This is a genomic window from Aeromonas sp. S5(2024) (assembly GCF_041403025.1).
Taxonomy (GTDB): Bacteria; Pseudomonadota; Gammaproteobacteria; order Enterobacterales; family Aeromonadaceae; genus Aeromonas; species Aeromonas hydrophila.
The window spans coordinates 14,357-36,621 of sequence record NZ_JBGLRI010000012.1 but is presented as its reverse complement, the minus strand read 5'-3'; the positions used below and the strand labels follow the sequence as shown (position 1 = coordinate 36,621).

The window sequence follows — 22,265 nt, the reverse complement described above, 5'->3', positions numbered from 1 at the left end:
GGGAATAGGATCCGCACTCCCAATTCTTCATCCAGCTATAAGGATCAACAGGCATGAATCGAAAATGGTCGCTCCCCATCGTGGCAATCGCGGGGGGAGCGTTACTCTGGCTCGGCAACACCTTTGGTATGAAATGGGCTCTGATGGCCCTGATCGGATTCGGCTTCGGCTTCACCCTCTCCTTCAGCCGCTTCGGCATCGTGTTCGGTTGGCGCGAGATGCTGACCAAGCGCAACAGCTACTACGTGCGGGTTCACCTGCTCACCATCGCCATCGAAATTCTGCTGTTCACCTGCTTCCTCTCCTTTAGCCACGCCCTGTTTGGCGATGCCATGGTGGGCAACGTGATGGCCATCGGCATTCCCTTCATCGTCGGCGCCTTCCTGTTCGGCATCGGCATGCAGCTGGCAGGCGTCTGCGCCACCGGCACCCTCTACTGCTGCGGCGAGGGGCAACCCCGCTTCTGGCTGGTGCTGCTCTGCTACGGCATAGGCACCCTGATCAGCAACCAGTTCCGCCCCGAACTGGAGGCCACCTTCTCAAGCCATGTGGTACTGGCAAAAGACCTGACCGGCAATATCTGGAGCGGCATGCTGCTCAACCTGGCATTGGTCGCCGTGCTGTTCCTGCTGTTTCGCAAGAGCGAGCTCAAACGCACCGGCGAGCTCAAGCCCCTCTTCAGCGGCGGCAACCTGTTCTGGCGCGATGGCCGCTTCACCGTGTTGACCGGCGGCATCATCATAGCTCTGCTCAACTCCAGCGTCGTCGCCCTGCACGGCTCGGCCTGGACCATCACCGGCGCCGTCTATGACATGGCACTGCGCGGCGCCTCCCTGTTCGGCCTGTTCGAGGGACACCCCAAGCTGGCCCAGCCGCTGTTCATCAACCCCATGGTCGGCATGTTCTGGCTCGGCATTCTGGGGGCCATGCTGGCGCGCTGCATCAGCGGTGGCGGCACCTTCGCCCCGATGCGGCTCGGCAACAGCCTGGCCTCCATCCTCGGCGGCCTGCTGATGGGGATGGGCGCCATGTACAGCGCCTGCAACCTCGGCGGTTTCTTCGACGGCACCGCCTCCGGCAGCCTGCACGGCTGGGTCTGGATGCTGATGGCCCTCGCCGGCAGCCTGATCGGCATCCGCCTGCGCCCGCTGTTCAAACTCTGAGCCGCGAATCATCGATAACAACAACGGGGGCCAAGCCCCCGTTGTTTATTGGCAAGCACCCTGCTCCAGGCTCTCGGCTGAGAACGTCAGGCCTCGATCCGCTGGCGTTGCAGCCGCACCTCAGGGTTGGCAAAGTTCAGCTGATAGACCGAGTGACCGGCATGCAGAGTCACCTCGGCAGCGCGAGTGGCCGTAAAGGCAGGCGAGCGTTCGGCCAGCAGCGCCAGCCCCTGCGCGAAGAACTGCAGCATGGAAAGCCCCATGCCGTGCTCCATGTTGCGAATGAACTCACCATCGACACTCGACTCGTCGAACAAGATCAGCTCAGCATTGAAGCCCCGTGCCAACATGGCGCGTGCCATGGCCAGTTTGGCATCGGCAGGGGCGATGGCGTCATGGATGGCGTGCACCATCAAACAGAAGGTCTGCGTCCCCCCCTGCGCGGCCATCTGATCGAGCTGGGAGGCACTGAACGCCCGGATGATGAAGGCATCCACATCGAACTCGTGCGGGTGCCCGGCCACCATCCGCCAGGGAGAGTCCACGCACAGCGCCAGCTCCACTCCACCTTGCAGGCTGCACTGATACTCCACCGCGCCGATGTCCCGTCCCACCACATAGGCCAGATTGGGCTCGGCCCAGGAGGAGTTGTCAAACAGGGCGCGGGCATAGCCAGGGCGAAACTTGTTGACCAGCTGCGCCAGGTAGCCGCCGTAGGAGGAGCCAACCAGTATCAGGTTGTCGCGATTGCCACCGTAACGGAGCATCGCATCTTCGATGGCATTGAGGATATCGAGGGCAGCCATCACCCCGAAGTTCTGGTAGGCCCCATCGGGGGGTACCAACACCCCCTGAAAGCGCAACGGCGCAGCTGGCTGCACACCATCCAGCGCACGCAGCAGCGCGGTATCGGGTGTCTTGGCCGGCAAGCCCAACAGGGCGAGTGCACGCTCACGCTCCTCTGACAGCAAGGAGATGACGGCCCCCACCGCCGGACGCGAACGCATGCAGAAATAGTCGACACAAAGTGCAGCCATACCGTGCTGCGCGGCCACCTTCTCGCAAAAGACCTGGCTGTAGGCACCCAGATCACCGCCAAATCCCGGGATATAGACCACCAGGCCGCTGCCAGCCCGTTCGGCACCATGGATCCGGTAGCGTACCTGACGCTCGCCACACAACCCCAATTCCACGTCGGGATGACCGACCACCTCGTGTTCGTAATAGGACATGTTGCCAACCTTGTTGAAAGGCCATGCCATGGGCATCGCCTCGACCATGTCAGTTGGGGTCCTGATTATCCTTGCCCCACTCCCTGAACCGGGGAGCATGCGGCACAAAGAGCACCAATGGAATCTTATTTTTCCTGCTCACCCCATTCGGGCTGCTCGCTGCCGGTTCTTCCCCTACCTCAACCCCTTGAACAGCAGCAACAGGGCGAAGCCGGTGAACATCACCGCCGACAGCCGGTTGATCCCCCTGGCGAAGCGTTCGCCATAGCCTTGCGCCCCTACCCAGCGGAACACCAGGCAGTAGCCGCCATGCACCACCAGCACCACGGCGCTGAAGGTGACCGCCAGCAGCATGCACTGACCCAGCGCCCCGTGACGAAAGTCGATGAACTGGGGAAACAGGCTGGTGAAGAAGATGATCGCCTTGGGGTTGAGCAGGCTGATGAGCGCCCCCTTGATGAAGCTGCGACGGCAATCCCGATCCTGCCCGGCCCCCGGTACCGGGCTCACCGCCCGTTGGCGCCAGGAGTTGAGCCCCAGATAGAGCAGGTAGAGCGCGCCGCCCAGGGTGAGGATCTGCTGGCCCGCGGCCAGCCAGCGGGTGAACCACAGCACCGCCAGCGAGGCCAGGCTCGCCACCAGCAGGATGCCCACCGCCACTCCGCAAAAGCCGGCGATGGCGTGGCGGGTGCCCCGGGTCAGGGTGTTGCCTATGGTGTAGATCACGGCGGGCCCCGGGCTCAGCACGGTGCCGATGGCGAGCAGCAGATAGAGGGCGTAATAGTCGAGTGTCATCGGGCAAGATTCCAGCATGGATTGGCTGCCGCCCAGTATATTGACAGCCGCGACGCCAGCCAGACATAGTGGCGCTCGGCTTTATAAACCAGGAGTTTAGAGTGGATCGCTTGACGGCCATCGAGATCTTCGTCGAGGTTGCCCGCGCGGGCAGTTTTGCCGCCGTGGCGGATCGTTTCGCGATGACGCCGGCCATGGTCGGCAAGTACATCAAGTGGCTGGAGGCCAGGGTCGGCTCCCGCCTGCTCAATCGCAACACCCGTTGCCAGAGCCTGACCGAGGCGGGCCAGGAGTACCTCGCCGGCTGCCAGAATCTGTTGCAACACTACCGGGAACTGGAGCAGAACACCCTGGCCAATACCGGCCAGGCGGCAGGCAGGATCCGCATCAATGCTCCCGTCACCTTCGGCAGCTACCGGCTGACGCCGCTGCTGTGCCGCTTCATGGAGCGCTACCCGCAGATCCGCATCGAGCTGGACCTGTCGGATCGGCTGGTGGACGTCATCGGCGACGGCTTCGATCTCATCTTCCGGGTCGGCCAGCCCAAGGACGCCGGCTACATCGCCCGGCCCCTGGCCAGCTCCGATTCGGTGTTCTGCGCATCCCCGCACTACCTGCAACGCCACGGTACTCCCCTCACGCTGGCGGATCTGGCCCGCCACCACTGCCTGGGATTCAGCCCCTGGCTCGGCCAGTCGAGCCTGGCCGAGGCCTTTCCGCTCGAACAGCTGCACCTGTGGGACAGTCCCTTCATCAGCAACCACGGCAGCGCCCTCAAGGTGGCCGCCCTCAACCACGCCGGCATCCTGCTGCAGCCGCGCGCCCTGCTGCGCGAGGAGCTAGAACGCGGCACCCTGCAGGAGATCCTGGCGGATGCCCTGCCCGCCCCGCGCCCGGTCAACCTGCTCTACCCGGCCAGGGAGCCCCTGCCACTGCGCCTGCGGCTGCTCATCGACTACCTGAGCGAGCAGCGCCACCAGCTGTAGGGTGCAGCCTTACTCGCCGCGCTGTTTCACCCGGCGCAGATAGACATAGCCCTCCCCCGGGCTGCCCCAGCGCTGATGGGCCTCGGTGTCGTAGGCCCGATCCAGCAATCTCACGCTGTGGGGGCCGATCCAGAGGTACTGCACCAGGGTGCTGGCGCCGCCAAAATTGGTGGAGCAGCTGCCCACCTTGCTGTGGCCGGCGTACTCCCCCGACGGCTGGCGGGTCAGCCAGATCTCGCAGCCCTGACGCAAAGAGAGCTGCTGCGGTGTGAGAGAGTCGAGCAGCTCGGGCTGGCGCCAGGCACCGGCGAAGTCGATGGCCCGTGGCATGGTCAGCTCGGCCATCAGGATGCGGCCGTCGGGTACCAGCGAGAAGCGGTAGATGCGCTGGCGGAACGGGCGCACCGCCCGCTCGGTCAGGAACTGCTCGGCATAGACCCAGCGAAAACCCTTGTAGCCGGGCCAGATCTCCACCAGCCGCAGCTCGGCGCTGGTGAAGCGGTTGTCGTAGCTGGCCTGCTCGCGGCTGGAGAACTCGCCGGTAAACCAGGAGAGCAGCGGCTCCATGCTGGCGGAGGGTACCGTGGTGGTGCTGTCAGGGGGCGTGGTGACGAAGGGGGTGGGTGCCGCCCAGGCCAGGCAGGAGAGCAGCAGCCCGCACAGGGCCGCCATCAGGCTGGTCATCGAATCCTTCCGAATCAGTTTCATGGCGGCGATTATATGAGCGAACGGCGCCAATATCCGCAACCTTGATCAAATGATTGCCGATCCGAAGCAAAATCATCGTATTAGCGTCATGTCCCGGCCAGCGGGTGGCCGCCGCCTGCGGGCAGGATCCCGCCTGAACGCCGCGGCACTCTTCGCTTGTGGGCGCTCTTTGAATCGGTTATTTCTCTTGCAATGCCCTGTGCACCGGATGCCAGGGTCGGGCAAGCGCCGCAATCAGGAGCAAAAGATGAAAAGAGCCGTAATCGCGGGCATGGTGGCCATTCTGCTGGGTGGCTGCGCGGTGAAGAATCAGGTCTCCCACAGCCTGCAGGCGATTCCGCTGACCGCCTTCCAGCAGAGCGAAAGCAACCCCAACCAGCGCATCTACAAGGAGCCCGGCGTGGATCTGCGCCAGTACCATCAGGTGCTGCTCGATCCCTTGCAGTTCATCCGCCAGGAGAACGGCCAGTGGTACCTGCTGACCGCCAACGAGCAGAACGAAATCGGCCGCTACTACCACGCCACCTTCCAGCGCGAGCTGATGAACCACGGCGTCAAGATTGCCAGCGCCCCCGGCCCCGGCGTGATGCGGGTGCAGGCCGCCATCACCAACTTCGACCTGACCCGACCCGACCCCAAGCTGCGGGATCTGCTGCCCGCCAAGATCGCCATCAACGTCACCCGCGAGGTGATCGGCAAGGAGCCCTATCTGCTCAAGGTGGGCAGCATGGCCCAGTTGCTCGACTCCCAGAACGGCAAGCTGCTGGTGCGGCTGATGGATGCGCGCGAGAGCCCGGACACCACCCACAAGGACAGCCCCATCACCGCCAGCGAGATGGAGAAGATGATCGACCAGTGGGCCGCCGGCCGCGCCAAGCAGCTGGCCGACAACCTGGGCCGCTAGTCCGGCTCGCCGCCTCCCGGGCGCAAGACGCCCACCTCCGGCCCCGTGCGCCCGCACGGGGCCGCTTTTTTCCCCTTTCATTCGACAAGGAGCCGTCATGAACCGTCACCCCAGCATCAAGCACTGGCGCGAACCGCAGGAGCCCGAGCCCGGCCGCTACTCCGGCAGCGAGGAGCCACTCTCCCTGGGCAGCGCCCTCGGCAGGCACTACGGCTTTGCCCGCCTCGGCATTCACCACGAGCTACTGCCGCCGGGCCGGCGCACCAGCTGGCCCCACGCCGAGGAGACCGAGGACGAGTTCGTCCACGTGCTGGAAGGCACCCCGGACGTCTGGCTTGACGGTGTACTTCATCGGCTGCAGCCCGGTGACTCGGTCGGCTTCAAGGCGGGCAACGGGCTGGCCCACACCTTCATCAACAATACCGATCAGCCGGTGCGACTGCTCTGCGTGGGCGACACCGATCGGGCGGACAACCACATCCACTACGCCGTGCACCCCGAGCGCAACCGCTTCATCGGTGCCCGCCACTGGGATGCGGTGCCCGAGCGCGAGCTGGGGGAGCATGACCGCCTGCCCGACCAGTTGCGCGAGCGCAAGGGTCCCTGCTAGGGCCCGCAGCCGGCCAGTCGTCGGCAAACGGACGCAACCGACTATCCTTGATGGACCCAAGGCAACGAGGAACAGAGAGATGAGGACAGGAACAGTGCGGCTGCACCGGGTGCTCAAGGCACCGCCGATGCGGATATACCGGGCCTTTATCGAGGCCGATGCGCTGGCCAAGTGGCTGCCGCCCTATGGCTTCACCTGCCGGGTGGAGCAACTGGAGGCGCAGGTGGGCGGCCACTTCCGGATGGAGTTCACCCATTTCGGCAATGGCAACAGCCACGCCTTTGGCGGCGAATACCTGGAGCTCGAACCGGGCAAGCGCATCCGCTACACCGACCGGTTCGACGATCCCAACCTGCCGGGAGTGATGCACGTGACCGTGATCCTGACCGGGGTGGTGTGCGGCACCGAGCTCGCCATCGTGCAGGAGGGGATCCCCGAGGTCATCCAGGTGGAGATGTGCTACCTCGGCTGGCAGGAGTCGCTGGCCCAGCTGGCCGCCCTGGTGGAGCCCGAGATCCCGGCGCAGTAACCCGCCCACGGTGACCCCAAAAACGACAGAGCCTGCCACAGTGGCAGGCTCTTTTTATGCTGGGCAAAACCCGGACGACGGGATGAGCTTATTGCAGGTTGATGGCGCCCAGGTAATCCCCCTTGCCAAGCTCGACCCCGGCCTTGCGCAGCAGGGCATAGGTCATGGTGAGGTGGAAGTAGAAGTTGGGAATGCCGTACTCATGCACGCAGGTGTAGCCGTCCATCCCCTTTCCACCGGCCCAGTAGGGGTAGTAGTGGCCGCCCGCATACTGGCTGAAATCGGCATCCAGCTTGCTCTGCAGGTAGGTGAGGGTCTTGGCCACATGGGCGCGCAGATCCGCCATGGTCTTGGGGTCATCCCCCAGTACCGGCGGCTCGCTCAGGCTGGCGGTGGCCACCACGGCGCGGGCGCTGTCGCAGCAGATCAGCACCTGCTTGCTGAATGGCAGCATGTCGACGATCAGCCGATCGCCGAAGAAGTTCTCCACATTGAATTTCTTGGCAGCGGCGTAGGCCTCGGCCTTGGCCAGGCACTGGTCGAGGTTGGTCAGCATCTTGATAAACTGGGCGACGATATCACGATTCATAATGCGCTCTCGGTTGGTTGAAGGCAGTTATACGAGCGGCATCCACTATAGCGCATCCCCCCGTCTGTTCGAGCCCGCCCCCGCAAAAAGCAGAACCGACAGCGACAGGATTGGACAACCCCGCGCGGCAGGCCCGCTCGCCCTTGCCGACGCACTGAGTCCCTCTTTGGCTCTTTTTTGATCTGTGACATGCATCACGCTTTGGCAGGGGCGTAGGCTGATTCGCGCAGCCCGGGCATACCGCCGGGCCCCACAAAAGGAGAGTGCCATGAAAATCTATGACCGAAACCGCAATGCGCTCACAGCGGGTCAGCGCGTGATGATCGCCGCCACCGGCGCCGTCGACTTTCTGAAAGAGGCTCACACCGACAACCTGACCCCCTATCAGGCCGAGCATGAGAAGTGCGTGCTGCTGGCCAACTCCCGGGAGCAGTACGCCCCCATCGAGTTGATTAGACTAGGCTGATACCCCGCGTTCTCTGTCACCCTACTCTTTACAATTCACCCGGCCGCCACGCCCCGTCAGTGGCCGGGTTTCTGATTTCTCCTCTGCTGTTTTACCCACCCTCCCATTGCACTGATTCGATTAGCCCAGCGTCATCAAGCGTTAGCAGGCTCGAGCTTATGGGAAGCAAGGTGGGTGCCCGCATCTGAAGATCTGCCATTCGTTGGCACCTACTTGGGTGACCGTTGGCTAAATAGCTTCACCCGAGACTCAACCATGCGTTATAAAGGCACAATTGAGACCAATTAAAGCAACGTCGCCTTGGCCACCTCTCTGTGCTGACAAGCCAAGAGGCGAGGGCCAAAAACAGGCGCCGCACACGATATGGGTCGCAAAACACTCATCAGAGCTTTACGAGGGCACAGGGCCTCAAGGTTGTCACCGGGCAGGAGTCTTCAAGCGCTTGCGGCGCCCTCTCCTTGATGAGACACACGCGGGATAATGGGGAGAAAACATGAAGGATCAGGCTGCAACCGTACTCTGCTTTGAGCATGTCACCATAGCGAGAGACTGCATGGACACACTCCAGGCACTGGGGTTTAACGTGATTCGCATCGCCTATTCTGCCGAGGTGTTTACCAAGCTGCCGTTTCTCAATTTTGATTACCTCTTCAGCATCAACTTCAACCCCCTCCTCTCTCAAGCGGCCGAAGCGTTGCGCAAGCCCTACATTGCGTGGGTGGTCGATACGCCTTGCTATGGCATGCATCATGACGCCATCTCCAACCCCTTTTCCTTTACGTTTGTCTACGACCTTGCCGTAGCAAGCAGGCTCAAGGAGCGGAGCAATGGCAACGTCTACTACCTGCCGGTCGCCGTCAACGAGCAGCGCCAACTGCCAGCCGAGCCGGACTATGACCACGATATCTCCTTCATCGCCAACCTGACCCCGCCGGAATACCAGACCCACATCAAGCCACGGCTGGCCGCCGGACCACTGCAAACGCTGGAAGAGTTGATTGGGCACATCGATGCGCACCTGGAGGGGCGACCCCTGACCGCACAACTCACCGAATCTCATATACGGCTTGTGAAAGAGGTGTATCCGCTGAGCGGGCTAGCCTACCTGAGCGAAGATGAAAAACTGGCTTATCTGCTGGGGCGCGAACACTCCTATCGGGAAAGGGTGTCCTGCATCCAGGCTCTGGCGGCCCGGTTTGAACGGGTCGCCGTGTATGGAAACCCGGAGTGGGCGACACACACAGAGACCTATTGCGGATACGCAGAACATTACCAAGCGATGCCACGCCTGTTTCAACGCAGCAGGATCAACCTGAATCTGGTCCGCAGTTTCGTCGAGTCGGGGCTCCCCATGCGGGTGTTTGATATTCTTGGTGCCGGTGGATTCATGGTGACCAATGACAAGGAGGATCTGCATCATCTCTTCACCCCGGGCAAGGATCTGGTGATCTTCCGGGATAAGCAGGATCTGCTGGAGATCTGTCGCTATTACCTGAGCCACGAGGAGGAGCGCGCCGCCATCGCCGCCCATGGGCAACAGACGGTGCTGACCCACCACACCTATCGATCGCGCCTGATCAGCTTGTTCCAGACCGTCCAGAGTGAACTGGCAAGCATGCAACACCCTGACGTAAAAGCACATTCAAATCACTGACGGTCATGTTTGATATCAGACTGTGAGTGGCCATTCCCCCTGTCAGCCCGTGCAGGTTCGATGAGCGCAACGTCATCGAGCGATCCCGTTGGTCACGGCTTGCCTGCAAGGTGGCTCATTTCTGACTGGGTGGTTGGTGCCACTACAAATAGCCGCTTGCCGAGATGGCGAGTCAGCAGCAGCGGCGCCAGCAGGGTGAGCAGCAACCAGTGGGTGTGGGGCAGGATAAAGGTCCAGATGATCTCGTGGGGCAGCCAGGTCGATGCGGTTGCCGTCATAAAGGCGATGTCATAGGTCTGCCACAACCAGAGCCCGGCAAAGAGCGGGAGCAACAGTGGGCGGGGTGTCAGCAAAAACAGCGGTAAGAAAGCACAGGCGAGCACGGCACTGAATTCCAGTATGGGCAACGCCAATTCGGCAAAGGTACGCCCTTGGGAGAAGCCGCTCCATTGGAGAGACGTATCCTCGGTCAGTGCAGGCCACCAGGATGCGTATTGAAACAGGGTAAACGAAATCAGAAACAGCAAACTGGTCAGCAGCGCTAGCGCAACCTTTCGCAAAAACCAGCTCCTCACCCGGCGCAGTGTCGGCATCCATTTAGACATTAATGACTCCCATCTGGTGACGGGGCAGTATGCCTTGGCTGGCGGAGTGGTTAAAGCCACCTTGTGGGTTTGCCAACCCCTTTGCCTGAGCCACCGGGCGTTTCTGCCTCTAAGTTGAAACTAAAACAGACCTGTAGGTTCGATTAGCGAAGCGTAATCGGACGTTCGCGTGATTGGCTATATAACGGCAAGGCTATGCTTGGCTTTTCGGTCTCAACAAGGGAAAGAGGATGGCCAACTGGCGGCGGGCATGGTGGTCCGGCGGAACCTGGTTCTTTACCGTCAACCTGCTGGAGCGGCGCAACAACCGATTGCTGGTGGAGCAAATCGACCGGCTGCGCCACAGCGTTGCCAAGGTGCAACAGGCTCACCCCTTCGCCATTCATGCCTGGGTGGTACTACCCGACCATCTCCACTGCATTCTCTCTCTGCCGGAAGGGGACACCGATTTCCCCCTGCGTTGGCGGCTGATCAAGAGCCACTTTTCCCGCGCCTTGCCGGTGACCGAACGGCGCAGCCAGACCCGTGTACGCCACGGGGAGCGGGGTATCTGGCAGCGCCATTATTGGGAACATCTGATCCGGGATGAGCAGGATTACCGCCGCCATATGGATTACGTCCATATCAACCCGCTCAAGCATGGTCATGTCACGCGGGTGGCCGATTGGCCGTATTCCACCTTCCATCGTTACGTGGCGAGCGGCGTCTATCCATCGGATTGGTGCGGGTCGGTGGATGGGGTGTTGGAAGGATTGGAGTGAACACCTAAAAGGGTTTCCGACGTAAGCGTCAGATTACTCGATCGTCCGATTACGCTTCGCTAATCGAACCTACAACCCTACGTCTCTCTCAAAAGGTGGGTATCCCAGATTTTCCTCTATCTAGTAGTCATAGATGCAGTAAATACGATCGAATCTTCCTAACGCTAAATCCTCTCGGTGGACAATAAAATTCAACCACATAAAGTGCTCACTATAGAGGACTTTGAGCAGCACCAGATAATCTTCAGCATTGCAGCCTAATTCAGCCGCAGCGTGAAGTTCGGGGGCTTTATAGCGACTATCTCCATGGCTATTAATGCTGGCGATACCATCGTAATACGGCAGCGGCTGCTCGGGGATGAGCAATGCCCGGAAGTTGGGCGACTGCCACTCGGTATTATCCCATTGCGATTGAGTAAGAATCTGACCGGGGATTAACCCGTGCTCGTTCAATTGTATCAGCTCATAGCCCTTGAACTGATCTTGCCACTCTGGAGCCAATTCATCATCCACGACCTCAAGGGCCTCCAGCACCATAGCTTGTTGCGGTTCAGGTAGCGCTTGTAAACGTGCCTTGGCTAACCTTACTAAATGCGGGTTGTCACTATTAATCATGTCAGGGGCTATCATCTTAATGCTAGCAATCCCCTGAAGTTGATAAGCCGCCTCATACTCATAGTTTGCACATACAGCATCATCGAACTTAAGTTCAGCAATCGCTTTCCCAGAGTTCAGTTGTTGATCTTCAGCGACATAATAAACATGGCCGTGAAGCATTTCAGAGAATCGCCAGCGCTCCAAAAAGAACAACAATCGCCCCTCTCGGGGCAAGTAGGATTGTAACGCTTTCAGTTCACTACAATTGAGCTGCGCGATAAATTGCATGGGCACACGATAGGCTTGCGCAACCTCGTCCCAATCCCAAGATTGCGACCACCTATAATGCTCCTCGATATACTCGCGAGTATGGTCGAATTCCTCAGCGTAAGCATCCAGCATCTCATCCCGTCCAACCAAAGTCACCGGATAATCGATGCCGACAGGCAAATCCGGCAATCCCCCCAGCCGGCTGTTACCTAACTGGGCATAGTCTTCGATTGCATAGGAATAGAGATCGACACTACTGCGAATAAACGCCGATAGCGTATGGGCAAGATGCGGGTCTTTAAACTGCGCCAGCTTTTGCTCGAGTAGCTGCTGACGAATGGGGGAATTTTCTGCTAACAACATATCCATATTTACCTCCCCAAAAAATTATTATACCCCCTGATTTTGGTAACCCGGTCACTTGGTAGTGGGATCGATAGGTCGCCGCTTGCTAATTGCCCTATGATCTTCTCCGCTTGGGATAAATAAAAATAACGAGCTCATAGGTTCGAATAGCGAATCATATTCGGACGGTCGCGTCATTAAATATATTGCGATAACGGATATAATCAACCCGGCCTAAGCCGGGTTGGTTTTTTCAAGAGGCGGAAGAGATCAGAGCGCCTCCAATCTCGCATACGCCGTCACCAGCCACTTGGCGCCGACGTCGTCGAACTGGATCTGCACCCGGCTCTGCTGGCCGACCCCTTCGAAGTTGAGCACGATCCCTTCCCCGAATTTCGGATGGAGCACCCGCTGGCCAAGCTTGATGCCGCTGGCGTCGAAGCTCTGCTGTACCTCGTTCTGGCTGAAGCGGCCATATTGGGTGGGTCGGCTGACCTGGGTGCGCAGCCGGATCTCTTCCAGGCACTCGGCGGGCATCTCGCGGATAAAGCGGCTCGGCTTGTGGAACATCTCGCGGCCGTAGATGCGGCGGCTCTCGGCATAACAGATGTAGAGCTTCTCCATGGCGCGGGTCATGCCGACGTAACAGAGGCGGCGCTCCTCTTCCAGCCGGCCCGACTCCTCGGTCGATTGCTGGCTGGGGAACATGCCTTCTTCCACACCAACCAGCAACACCAGCGGGAACTCCAAGCCCTTGGCGCTGTGCAGGGTCATCAGCTGCACCGCGTCGGCATATTCGTCCGCCTGATTCTCGCCGGATTCCAGCGCCGCGTGGGCGAGGAAGGCGGAGAGATCGCTCATGTCTTCCAGCTCGTCCGGACGCTGATACTGGCGGCAGGCGGTGACCAGTTCGTCCAGGTTCTCCACCCGCGCCTGGGATTTCTCGCCTTTTTCCGCCAGATACATCGCCTTGAGGCCGGAGTGCTGGATGGCGATATCCGCCTGCTGGTGCAATGGCAGCAGGGAGACCTGCTCTTCCAGCGCGTCGATGAGATCCACAAAGCCGCGCACCGCGTTGCCGGCGCGGCCAGTCAGCACCTTGTCATTGAGCAGGGTCTTGGCGGACTGCCACAGGTTCTGGCCCTGATCGCGGGCGTTATTACGCAGGATCTCGAGGGTGCGATCGCCGATGCCGCGGGTCGGGGTATTGACCACCCGCTCGAAGCTGGCGTCGTCGCCACGGTTGTTGATAAGGCGCAGGTAGGCCATGGCGTCTTTGATTTCCTGACGCTCGAAGAAGCGCAGGCCGCCATAGATGCGGTACGGCATGGCGTCCTGCATCAGCGCCTCTTCCAGCACCCGTGACTGGGCGTTGGAACGGTAGAGGATGGCGCAGTCGGCCAGCAAACCGCCCTTCTCTTTCCAGTCCTTGAGGCGGCCGACCACGAAGCGGGCCTCGTCCACCTCGTTGAAGGCGGCGTAGAGCGATATCGGCTCGCCCTCGGCCCCTTCGGTCCACAGCTCCTTGCCAAGGCGCTCGGCGTTGTTGGCGATGACGCAGTTGGCCGCTTTGAGGATATTGGCGGTGGAACGGTAGTTCTGCTCGAGACGGATGGTCTCGGCCCCCTGATAGTCGGTCAGGAAGCGCTGGATGTTCTCGATCTTGGCGCCGCGCCAGCCGTAGATGGACTGGTCATCGTCGCCGACGATCATCACCTTGCCGGTGTCGCCGGCCAGCATCCGCAGCCAGGCGTACTGGATGCCGTTGGTATCCTGGAACTCGTCCACCAGGATGTTCTGGAAGCGATCCCGGTAGTGCTCGAGGATGTGCGGCTTGTTGAGCCACAGCTCGTGGGCCCGCAGCAGGAGTTCTGCGAAGTCTACCAGCCCGGAGCGATCGCAGGTCTCCTGATAGGTCTTGTAGATCTGCTGATAGGTGCGGGTGACGGGGTCGCCATAGAGGTCGATGTCGCCGGGGCGCAGCCCCTCGTCCTTCTTGCCGTTGATGTAGCCCATCACGGCGCGCGGGGCCCAGTGCTTCTCGTCGAGGTTGAGCGCCTTGAGCACCCGGCGAATGAGACGGTACTGGTCGTCGGAGTCGAGGATCTGGAAATCCTGCGGCAGCCCCGCATCCAGATGGTGGGCCCGCAGCAATCGGTGGGCGATGCCGTGGAAGGTGCCGATCCACATGCCGCGCACGCCGTCACCGATCACCTTCTCGACCCGGCCACGCATCTCGGCCGCCGCCTTGTTGGTAAAGGTCACCGCGATGATGGAGAAGGGTGAACAGCGTTCCACCTGCATCAGCCAGGCGATACGGTGCACCAGCACCCGGGTCTTGCCCGAACCGGCACCGGCCAGCACCAGCAGGTTGCAACGGGGGGCCGCCACCGCGTCTCTTTGCTTGTCATTGAGCCCGTCGAGCAGGGTTGAAACGTCCATCACCACTCCTGTTTATTTATACAGGCGGGGATTATACGACCTGCGGCGCCACAGACCAAATCGGCTTGTCGGTGATCGTTACAAGCCGGTTTATTGCCACCGAGGATGACGCGTTCCAACCGGGAAAAATCCATCAGCTGGCACCATTGGAAGCCACTTTTTGTACAATTTGAAGAAAACGCTTGCTTATAACCTTATGAATACAAACAGAAATGTCATTTGGAGCTAATTATTCACAGAATTTAAATCTGAAAACAGGCATCAAAACAACCACTTATAAAGCGATTTGCTTATATTTCAAACCGTTAACGCAAACGTTTTTCCTTTATGATCTCCTTGACCCACACCGTGGCTCACTTACAGTTAGCCAGCGTGCTTTATGGCCTGCCCCGGCAGGTTGTGGACCCTCACATAACAATCAAGGATACGATCGTGACTAAAGTGCTCAAGCTGGCCACCGTTGCCGCCCTCACTCTCGCTGCCCTTTCTGCCCAGGCAGCCTCCCAGCCCGCCGTCATCTACGACACCGCAGGCAAATTCGACAAATCGTTCAACGAAGCCGTGTTCCGCAATGGCGTCGAAGTCTACAACAAAGACAAAGGCGTCAAGGTCAAGGAGTTCGAACCCCAGAACGAAGCCCAGCGTGAGCAGGGTCTGCGTCGTCTGGCCAGCCGTGGCAACGGCCCGATCGTTGCCGTCGGCTTCAACATGGGTTCCGCGGTAGAGAAAGTAGCGACCGAGTTCCCGAAAACCCAGTTCACCATCATCGACATGGTGGTCGACAAGCCGAACGTCCAGTCCGTCATCTTCAAGGAGCATGAAGGTTCCTTCCTGGTAGGCGCGCTGGCTGCCATCGCCTCCAAGACCGGCAAGGTCGGCTTCGTGGGCGGCATGGACATCCCGCTGATCCGCAAGTTCGAGTGCGGCTACGAGCAGGGTGCCAAGTACGTCAATCCGAAGATCGAAGTGTTCCAGAACATGACCGGCTCCACCCCGGCGGCGTTTGCTGACCCGGCCAAGGGTGCTGAGCTTGCCAAGTCCCAGTTCGCCAAGGGCGCCGACGTAGTCTATGCCGCCGCCGGCGGTACCGGCATCGGTGTTTACCAGGCCGCCAAGGACGAAGGCAAGCTGGCCATCGGTGTGGATTCCAACCAGAACCACCTGCAACCGGGCACCATGCTGACCTCCATGGTCAAGTCGGTTGGCCTGGCCGCCTACCAGACCTGGGATGACGCCGCCAAGGGCACCTGGAAACCGGGTATCAAGAACCTGGGCCTGGCCGAGGGTGGTGTGGATTGGGCACTCGACAAAGACAACGAGAAGCTGATCACCCCCGAGATGAAGGCCAAGGTGGACGCCATCAAGGCCGAAATCATCTCCGGCAAGGTCAAGGTGCACGACTACATGAGCGACAGCACCTGCAAATACTGAGTAACCGCTACTACTCTCAACCCAACGACCGGCCCGCACGGGCCGGTTTTTAGTCTCTTTTCATGACCCGCAAGGACTGCATCATGGACCAGACAGATCGCTATGCCATCGAATTAAGGGGTATCGATAAGCGGTTTGGCGAAGTGTACGCCAACAAGCAGATCGACCTTAAGGTTCGTAAAGGCAGCATTCACGGTATCGTCGGCGAAAATGGCGCCGGCAAGTCGACCCTGATGAGCATCATCTACGGTTTCTACCACGCCGACAAAGGCGAGATGTTCATCGACGGCAACCCGTTCAAACCCCATGGCTCACAAGATGCGATTGCCGCAGGCGTGGGCATGGTGCACCAGCACTTCATGCTGGTGAACAACTTCACGGTTTTGGAAAACGTCATTCTCGGCGCGGAAAACGGCTGGCACCTGGGCAAGAGCCTGGCGGCGGCCGAAAAGCTGCTGGGCGAACTGGCACGGGACTATGGTCTCGAAGTGCCGCTGCACGAGAAGGTCGAGGATCTGCCGGTGGGCCTGCAACAGCGGGTCGAGATCCTCAAGGCGCTCTATCGCGGCGCCCGCATCCTGATCCTGGACGAGCCGACCGGGGTACTGACCCCGCAAGAGGCGGATCACCTGTTCGAGGTGCTCAAGAAGCTGCGCGATCAGGGCGCCACCATCATCCTCATCACCCACAAGCTGCGCGAGATCCTGGCCATCACCGATCAGGTCTCCATCATGCGCCGGGGTGAAATGGTGGCCCACGTCGCCACCAAGGATACCGACAAGGAGCAACTGGCCGAACTGATGGTGGGCCGCAAGGTGCGCCTCAAGGTCGACAAGGGGCCGACCCAGCCGGGCGACGCCAAGCTCAAGGTCGATGGCCTCAGCTATGTGGACGACGCCAAGGTGGAGCGGGTCAAATCCGTCAGCTTCGAGGTGCGGGCCGGTGAAGTGGTCGGCATCGCCGGCGTCTCCGGCAACGGCCAGTCCGAGCTGCTCAGCCTGCTCGGCGGCATCCTCAAGCAGAGCAAGGGCAGCTTCACCATCACCGGTGGCGGCCAGGCCCACGAAGTGAGCGTGAGCCACCCGGCCGACCCGGAGCGGGTGCGCAACTTCGGTCTCGGCCACGTGCCGGAAGACAGACACAAGATGGGTCTCATCAACCGCTTCGAGGCGAAAGAGGCCTTCATCCTCGGCTATCACCGCCGCCCCCAGTACAACAAGGGCTGGCTGCAGAACAAAGAGGCGATCCTGCAGGATTGCCAGGCCAAGATGGACAAGTGGGACGTGCGCCCGCCCCATCCCGAGCACAAGACCGCCAACTTCTCCGGCGGCAACCAGCAGAAGCTGGTGATCGCCCGGGAAGTGGAGCAGGACCCGGATGTGCTGCTGATCGGCCAGCCGACCCGTGGGGTCGACATCGGCGCCATCGAGTACATCCACCAGCAGATCATCGCCATGCGCGACAAGGGCAAAGCCGTGTTGCTGGTCTCGGTGGAGCTGGACGAGATCATGAGCCTCTCTGACCGCATCCTGGTCATCGCCGACGGTCGCATCGTCGGTGAGCTGGATGCCGCCAAGGCGGATGAACGCACCATCGGTCTGATGATGGCAAACATAGTTCCTGACGAGGTGGCGGCAAGCCAATCACAAGGAGCCACATCATGAAGCTCACAGCCACTTGTAACGGATTCGGCCTGTTGATGGTCAACCCCCCCGTCTCCGACCAGATTGCCAAGGAGGCTCGCCCATGAGCCAAGCACGTATCCCTGCCTGGATTTCCGTGGGCGTACTGCCCGCGGTCAACATCCTGCTGGCCTTCCTGGTGTCGGCCATCCTGTTCTACTACCTCGACATCAACCCGGTCGATGCCGCCGAGATCATGTGGTACGGCGCCTTCGGCACCGGTGAAGGGGTCGGTTTCACCCTCTACTACGCGACCGGCTTCATCTTTACCGGTCTGTCGGTGGCGGTGGCCTTCCACGCCGGCCTGTTCAACATCGGTGGCGAGGGGCAGGCCTATATCGGCGGCCTCGGCGTCGGTCTGGTCTGTCTGCTGCTGGGTGACTCCCTGCCGTTCGCCCTGTTGCTGCCGCTGGCCATCATCGTCGGCGGCCTGTTCGGCGCGGCCTGGGCCTTCATCCCGGCCTGGCTGCAAGCCAAGCGCGGCAGCCACATCGTCATCACCACCATCATGTTCAACTTCATCGCCGCCTCCCTGATGGCCTACCTGCTGGTCGAGGTGTTCAAGCCGGCGGGCTCCATGGCCACCGAGAGCAAGGTGTTTGCCGAGGCGAGCTGGCTGCCGAAGATGAGCGAACTGGCGGGAGCATTCGGCATGGAAATGTCGAACAGCCCGCTCAACATCAGCTTCTTCTGGGCACTGCTCTGCGCGGCCCTGGTGTGGGTCTTCATCTGGCATACCCGCTGGGGCTACGAGATCCGCTCGGTCGGCGCCAGCCAGAGTGCGTCCGCCTATGCCGGCATCTCCTATCCCAAGGTGGTGATCCTGGCCATGGTGATCTCCGGCATGCTGTCGGGCTTCTTCGCCCTCAACGTGCTGCAGGGTGAACTGCACCAGATCAAGCTCAACTTCGTGGAAGGCTTCGGCTTCACCGGCATTGCGGTGGCGCTGATGGGGCGCAACCACCCGGTCGGCGTCATCATCGCCAGCCTGCTGTTTGGCTTCCTCTATCAGGGCGGCGCCGAGCTGAGCTTCGAGTTCGGGGTGGACCGCAACATAGTGGTGGTGTTGCAGGGTCTGGTGATCCTGTTCTGTGGCGCCCTTGAGCACATGATGCGTCCGCGCATCGAGCAGCTCTATCTGGCGTTTGCCAACCGCTCTGCGCAAGTTAAGGGGGCCTGATCATGTTCGAAATTCTGATCCTGATGCTGGATGCCACCATCCGTACTGCGCCACCGCTGATCCTGGCGGCCATGGATGACAGGAATGTTCTGCGAGCAGAAGGGAGCATAAGCCATGTTTGAAATATTGATCCTGATGCTGGATGCTACCATCCGCACCGCGCCGCCACTCATTCTGGCAGCCATGGCCGGCATGTTCTGCGAGCGCTCCGGGGTGGTCAACATCGCCCTGGAGGGCAAGCTGCTGGCGGCGGCGTTCGCCAGCGCGGCGGCGGCAGCCGTCTCCGGCTCTGCCTGGATTGGGCTGGGTGCCGGGGTGGGTGTCTCCATCCTGTTCGCCCTGATGCACGGCTTTGCCACCATCACCCACCGCGGTGATCAGGTGGTGAGCGGCATGGCCATCAACATCCTGGCGGCCGGCCTGACCGTCACCCTGGGCCGTTACTGGTTCGATCAGGGCGGTCAGACCCCGGCACTGTCCGGCGCGGCCCGCTTCGCTCCCATCGACCTGCCCTATGCCAAGGAGCTGTATGACGTGCCTGTCATCGGCCAGCTCTACAGCGAGCTGCTGAGCGGCCACTCCCTGCTGGAGTACGTGGCGTTCGCCGCCGTGCCGCTGGCTTGGTGGGTGTTGTTCCGTACCCGCTTTGGCCTGCGCCTGCGGGCGGTGGGCGAGGCCCCGGCAGCGGTCGATACCGCCGGTATCTCTGTGGTGCGCATGCGCTACACCGCGCTCATCATCGGTGGCCTGCTGGCCGGTATCGGCGGCACCTACCTGGCGGTGGCCCAGACTGCCCAGTTCATCCCCAACATGAGCGCGGGCAAGGGCTTCATGGCGCTGGCGGCGCTGGTGTTTGGCAAGTGGCGCCCCTGGAACGCCATGGCGGCCTGCCTGCTGTTCGGCTTCCTCGATGCGGTCGCCATCCGGCTGCAAGGGGTCAGCATCGGTGGTTTCCCGATCCCGGTACAGGCCATCGAGGCACTGCCCTACATCCTGACCGTGTTCCTGCTGGCCGGCTTCATCGGCAAGGCGGTGGCACCCAAGGCGCTCGGCACCCCCTACGTCAAGGAGCGGGAATAGCCCCGCCCTTCATGCCATGCAAAAGGCCCGCACATGCGGGCCTTTTTTATTGAGCTGAACTCAGCCGACGGGGCGCACCAGCGCGGGCTGATGGGGATCGCTCAGCCGCTCGGCCAGATAGTCCACCAGCAGCCGTACCTTGGGGGAGAGGTGGCGGTTGTGGGGATAGAGGGCCCAGATCCCCTCCGCCGGCGCCCGCAGCTCCGGCAGCAGCTCGATAAGCTCGCCTTGGGCCAGGTGGTCGCTCACGTAATAGTCCGGCAGCTGGATGATGCCGATCCCCTTGAGCGCCGCATCCAGCAGGGCGTGGCCGCTGTTGCAGTGCAACAGGCCGTGCACCCGCACGCTGTGGGGGCGGCCATCCAGGGTGAAGTGCCACTCGTCGCTGTTGCCCACCAGACAGGTGTGGCGAGTGAGCTCGGAGAGGCTGTTGGGCATGCCGTGGCGGGCGGTGTAGGCGGGCGAGGCGCACACATAGGGTACCCGTTGCGCCAGCTTGCGCGCCACCAGGCTGGAGTCCTTGAGGTGGCCGAGTCGCAGCGCCAGATCGTAGCCCTCGTGCACCAGATCCAGCAGCTGGTTGGTCAGGTTGAGGGTCACCTCCAGCTGGGGAAAGCGCACCATGAAGTCGTTCACCAGCGGGGCGATGCGGCTCTCGCCGTAGGAGACCGGGGCCGTGATGCGCAGAGTGCCCTGCGGCACCGCCTGATGGCGCCCCACTGCCAGCTCCGCCTCATAGAGGTTGTCCAGCAGCTGGCGGCAGTGGCGATAGTAGATCTCGCCGAGCTCGGTGAGCCGCACCTGACGGGTGGTGCGCAGCAGCAGCTTGGCCTGCAGCCGATCCTCCAGCTGTGCCACCTGCCGGCTGACCTGGGCCACCGACACCCCCAGCTTGCGCGCCGCCGGGGTAAAGCCCCCCTGCTCCGCCACGCTGACAAATTCACAGATCCCTTCCCAGCCGAACATTATTACCTGTCTGTAAAAGTGATTTCAGATTTCGCCTTATTATCACCAAATAAGCGGGAAACTACACTGGATGTCCGAACCCATTCTCCTCACCCAGCTCAACAATAAGGACATCCGTCATGGCACAGGTTCAAAGCATCAAGTGTAAGGCCGCCATCGCCTGGGGCCCGGGCCAGCCCCTCTCCATCGAAGAAATCGACGTCATGCCGCCCCAGGCGGGCGAAGTGCGGGTACGCATCGTCGCGACCGGCGTCTGCCACACCGATGCCTTCACCCTCTCCGGTGAAGATCCGGAAGGGGTCTTCCCCTGCATCCTCGGTCACGAGGGGGGCGGTATCGTCGAATCCGTCGGCGAGGGCGTCACCAGCGTCAAGGTGGGCGATCACGTGATCCCGCTCTACACCCCCGAGTGCGGCGAGTGCAAGTTCTGCAAATCCGGCAAGACCAACCTGTGCCAGAAGATCCGCGCCACCCAGGGCAAGGGGCTGATGCCGGACGGTACCACCCGCTTCTCCAAGGATGGCCAGCCCATCTATCACTACATGGGCACCTCCACCTTCAGCGAATACACGGTACTGCCCGAGATCTCCATCGCCAAGGTGGACCCGGCCGCCCCGCTGGAAGAGGTCTGTCTGCTCGGCTGCGGCGTCACCACCGGCATCGGCGCCGTGATGAACACCGCCAAGGTGAAAGAGGGTGAGAGCGTCGCCATCTTCGGGCTGGGCGGCATCGGCCTCTCCGCGGTGATCGGCGCTCGTCTGGCCAAGGCCGGCCGCATCATCGCCATCGACATCAACGAGAGCAAGTTCGAACTGGCCCGCAAGCTGGGCGCCACCGACTGCATCAACCCGAACGACTACGACAAGCCCATCCAGGAGGTGATCGTCGAGCTCACCGATGGCGGCGTCGACTTCTCGTTCGAGTGCATCGGCAACGTCAAGGTGATGCGCGCTGCGCTGGAGTGTTGCCACAAAGGCTGGGGCGAGTCGGTCATCATCGGCGTGGCCGGCGCCGGCCAGGAGATCAGCACCCGTCCGTTCCAGCTGGTCACCGGCCGGGTCTGGCGCGGCAGCGCCTTCGGCGGCGTGCGTGGTCGCAGCGAGCTGCCGAGCTACGTGCAGCGCTACATGCAGGGTGAATTCAAGCTGGACGACTTCATTACCCACACCATGGGGCTTGAGCAGATCAACGAGGCGTTCGATCTGATGCACGAAGGCAAGAGCATCCGCAGCGTCATCCACTACTGAGCATGATCACCCCGCCCGCCACC

Annotated in this window: 21 protein-coding genes; 13 read left to right on the top strand and 8 right to left on the bottom strand. The window is 61.3% G+C overall.

What is annotated here, in order from left to right; all coding sequences use genetic code 11:
• Positions 1 to 53 precede the first annotated feature (53 nt).
• Positions 54 to 1,163, top strand: coding sequence for a YeeE/YedE thiosulfate transporter family protein (locus ACB032_RS19325; RefSeq protein ID WP_324015978.1), 1,110 nt, complete (start codon positions 54 to 56; stop codon positions 1,161 to 1,163).
• Between the two features lie 86 nt (positions 1,164 to 1,249).
• On the opposite strand, the gene ACB032_RS19320 is transcribed toward ACB032_RS19325, so the two are convergent.
• The gene (locus ACB032_RS19320) at positions 1,250 to 2,443 is read right to left on the bottom strand and encodes a DUF2920 family protein (protein WP_371138578.1); all 1,194 of its coding nucleotides are present in this window, start codon (positions 2,441 to 2,443) and stop codon (positions 1,250 to 1,252) included.
• Between the two features lie 126 nt (positions 2,444 to 2,569).
• On the bottom strand, positions 2,570 to 3,190 hold the full coding sequence (locus ACB032_RS19315; protein ID WP_324017586.1) for a LysE family translocator: 621 nt from the start codon (positions 3,188 to 3,190) through the stop codon (positions 2,570 to 2,572).
• Between the two features lie 101 nt (positions 3,191 to 3,291).
• Here ACB032_RS19315 and ACB032_RS19310 point away from each other — a divergent pair, with 101 nt between their 5' ends.
• Positions 3,292 to 4,176 carry a LysR family transcriptional regulator gene (locus tag ACB032_RS19310; protein WP_324017587.1) on the top strand — a complete coding sequence of 295 codons (885 nt, stop codon included), beginning with the start codon at positions 3,292 to 3,294 and terminating at the stop codon, positions 4,174 to 4,176.
• A gap of 9 nt (positions 4,177 to 4,185) precedes the next feature.
• Here ACB032_RS19310 and ACB032_RS19305 read toward each other — a convergent pair whose 3' ends face one another.
• The gene (locus ACB032_RS19305) at positions 4,186 to 4,860 is read right to left on the bottom strand and encodes a chromophore lyase CpcT/CpeT (protein ID WP_324017588.1); all 675 of its coding nucleotides are present in this window, start codon (positions 4,858 to 4,860) and stop codon (positions 4,186 to 4,188) included.
• A 271-nt stretch (positions 4,861 to 5,131) separates the two neighbouring features.
• Between ACB032_RS19305 and ACB032_RS19300 the strand changes: the two genes are divergently transcribed.
• From ACB032_RS19300 to ACB032_RS19290, 3 genes are all read left to right on the top strand, one after another.
• The gene (locus tag ACB032_RS19300) at positions 5,132 to 5,788 is read left to right on the top strand and encodes a DUF3313 domain-containing protein (protein WP_324017589.1); all 657 of its coding nucleotides are present in this window, start codon (positions 5,132 to 5,134) and stop codon (positions 5,786 to 5,788) included.
• 97 nt (positions 5,789 to 5,885) lie between these two features.
• Entirely contained in the window at positions 5,886 to 6,398 is a 513-nt protein-coding gene (locus ACB032_RS19295; RefSeq protein WP_324017590.1) for a cupin domain-containing protein, read from the top strand.
• Positions 6,399 to 6,477: 79 nt separating this feature from the next.
• Positions 6,478 to 6,927 carry an SRPBCC family protein gene (locus ACB032_RS19290; protein WP_324017591.1) on the top strand — a complete coding sequence of 150 codons (450 nt, stop codon included), beginning with the start codon at positions 6,478 to 6,480 and terminating at the stop codon, positions 6,925 to 6,927.
• Between the two features lie 88 nt (positions 6,928 to 7,015).
• Here ACB032_RS19290 and ACB032_RS19285 read toward each other — a convergent pair whose 3' ends face one another.
• Positions 7,016 to 7,516, bottom strand: a complete 501-nt coding sequence (locus ACB032_RS19285) for a DUF1993 domain-containing protein (protein WP_324017592.1) — start codon at positions 7,514 to 7,516, stop codon at positions 7,016 to 7,018.
• Positions 7,517 to 7,784: 268 nt separating this feature from the next.
• Here ACB032_RS19285 and ydfZ point away from each other — a divergent pair, with 268 nt between their 5' ends.
• Both ydfZ and ACB032_RS19275 read left to right on the top strand, forming a co-directional pair.
• The gene (ydfZ, locus tag ACB032_RS19280; RefSeq protein WP_041217242.1) at positions 7,785 to 7,982 is read left to right on the top strand and encodes a putative selenium delivery protein YdfZ; all 198 of its coding nucleotides are present in this window, start codon (positions 7,785 to 7,787) and stop codon (positions 7,980 to 7,982) included.
• A gap of 493 nt (positions 7,983 to 8,475) precedes the next feature.
• Positions 8,476 to 9,636 carry a glycosyltransferase gene (locus ACB032_RS19275; RefSeq protein WP_371138577.1) on the top strand — a complete coding sequence of 387 codons (1,161 nt, stop codon included), beginning with the start codon at positions 8,476 to 8,478 and terminating at the stop codon, positions 9,634 to 9,636.
• Between the two features lie 92 nt (positions 9,637 to 9,728).
• Here ACB032_RS19275 and ACB032_RS19270 read toward each other — a convergent pair whose 3' ends face one another.
• Complete coding sequence (locus ACB032_RS19270; protein WP_371138576.1) at positions 9,729 to 10,241, bottom strand: hypothetical protein; 513 nt, start codon at positions 10,239 to 10,241, stop codon at positions 9,729 to 9,731.
• 230 nt (positions 10,242 to 10,471) lie between these two features.
• On the opposite strand from ACB032_RS19270, the gene ACB032_RS19265 reads away from it, so the two are divergent.
• The gene (locus ACB032_RS19265; RefSeq protein ID WP_371138575.1) at positions 10,472 to 11,002 is read left to right on the top strand and encodes a transposase; all 531 of its coding nucleotides are present in this window, start codon (positions 10,472 to 10,474) and stop codon (positions 11,000 to 11,002) included.
• A 120-nt stretch (positions 11,003 to 11,122) separates the two neighbouring features.
• On the opposite strand, the gene ACB032_RS19260 is transcribed toward ACB032_RS19265, so the two are convergent.
• Positions 11,123 to 12,238, bottom strand: coding sequence for a DUF1963 domain-containing protein (locus ACB032_RS19260; protein ID WP_371138574.1), 1,116 nt, complete (start codon positions 12,236 to 12,238; stop codon positions 11,123 to 11,125).
• 246 nt (positions 12,239 to 12,484) lie between these two features.
• Positions 12,485 to 14,656 carry a DNA helicase II gene (uvrD, locus tag ACB032_RS19255; RefSeq protein WP_202012408.1) on the bottom strand — a complete coding sequence of 724 codons (2,172 nt, stop codon included), beginning with the start codon at positions 14,654 to 14,656 and terminating at the stop codon, positions 12,485 to 12,487.
• Between the two features lie 432 nt (positions 14,657 to 15,088).
• On the opposite strand from uvrD, the gene ACB032_RS19250 reads away from it, so the two are divergent.
• The 4 genes from ACB032_RS19250 (at position 15,089) to ACB032_RS19235 (ending at position 20,029) form a co-directional block, all read left to right on the top strand.
• A complete protein-coding gene (locus ACB032_RS19250; RefSeq protein ID WP_024944638.1) occupies positions 15,089 to 16,087 on the top strand; it encodes a BMP family protein in 999 nt (332 codons plus the stop codon).
• A gap of 83 nt (positions 16,088 to 16,170) precedes the next feature.
• Complete coding sequence (locus ACB032_RS19245; RefSeq protein ID WP_371138573.1) at positions 16,171 to 17,751, top strand: ABC transporter ATP-binding protein; 1,581 nt, start codon at positions 16,171 to 16,173, stop codon at positions 17,749 to 17,751.
• 82 nt (positions 17,752 to 17,833) lie between these two features.
• Positions 17,834 to 18,949, top strand: coding sequence for an ABC transporter permease (locus ACB032_RS19240; protein ID WP_371138572.1), 1,116 nt, complete (start codon positions 17,834 to 17,836; stop codon positions 18,947 to 18,949).
• A gap of 114 nt (positions 18,950 to 19,063) precedes the next feature.
• Entirely contained in the window at positions 19,064 to 20,029 is a 966-nt protein-coding gene (locus ACB032_RS19235) for an ABC transporter permease (protein ID WP_016349044.1), read from the top strand.
• A 60-nt stretch (positions 20,030 to 20,089) separates the two neighbouring features.
• On the opposite strand, the gene ACB032_RS19230 is transcribed toward ACB032_RS19235, so the two are convergent.
• Complete coding sequence (locus ACB032_RS19230; protein ID WP_005307641.1) at positions 20,090 to 20,995, bottom strand: LysR substrate-binding domain-containing protein; 906 nt, start codon at positions 20,993 to 20,995, stop codon at positions 20,090 to 20,092.
• 119 nt (positions 20,996 to 21,114) lie between these two features.
• On the opposite strand from ACB032_RS19230, the gene ACB032_RS19225 reads away from it, so the two are divergent.
• A complete protein-coding gene (locus ACB032_RS19225; RefSeq protein ID WP_043164416.1) occupies positions 21,115 to 22,242 on the top strand; it encodes an S-(hydroxymethyl)glutathione dehydrogenase/class III alcohol dehydrogenase in 1,128 nt (375 codons plus the stop codon).
• Positions 22,243 to 22,265: the final 23 nt, after the last annotated feature.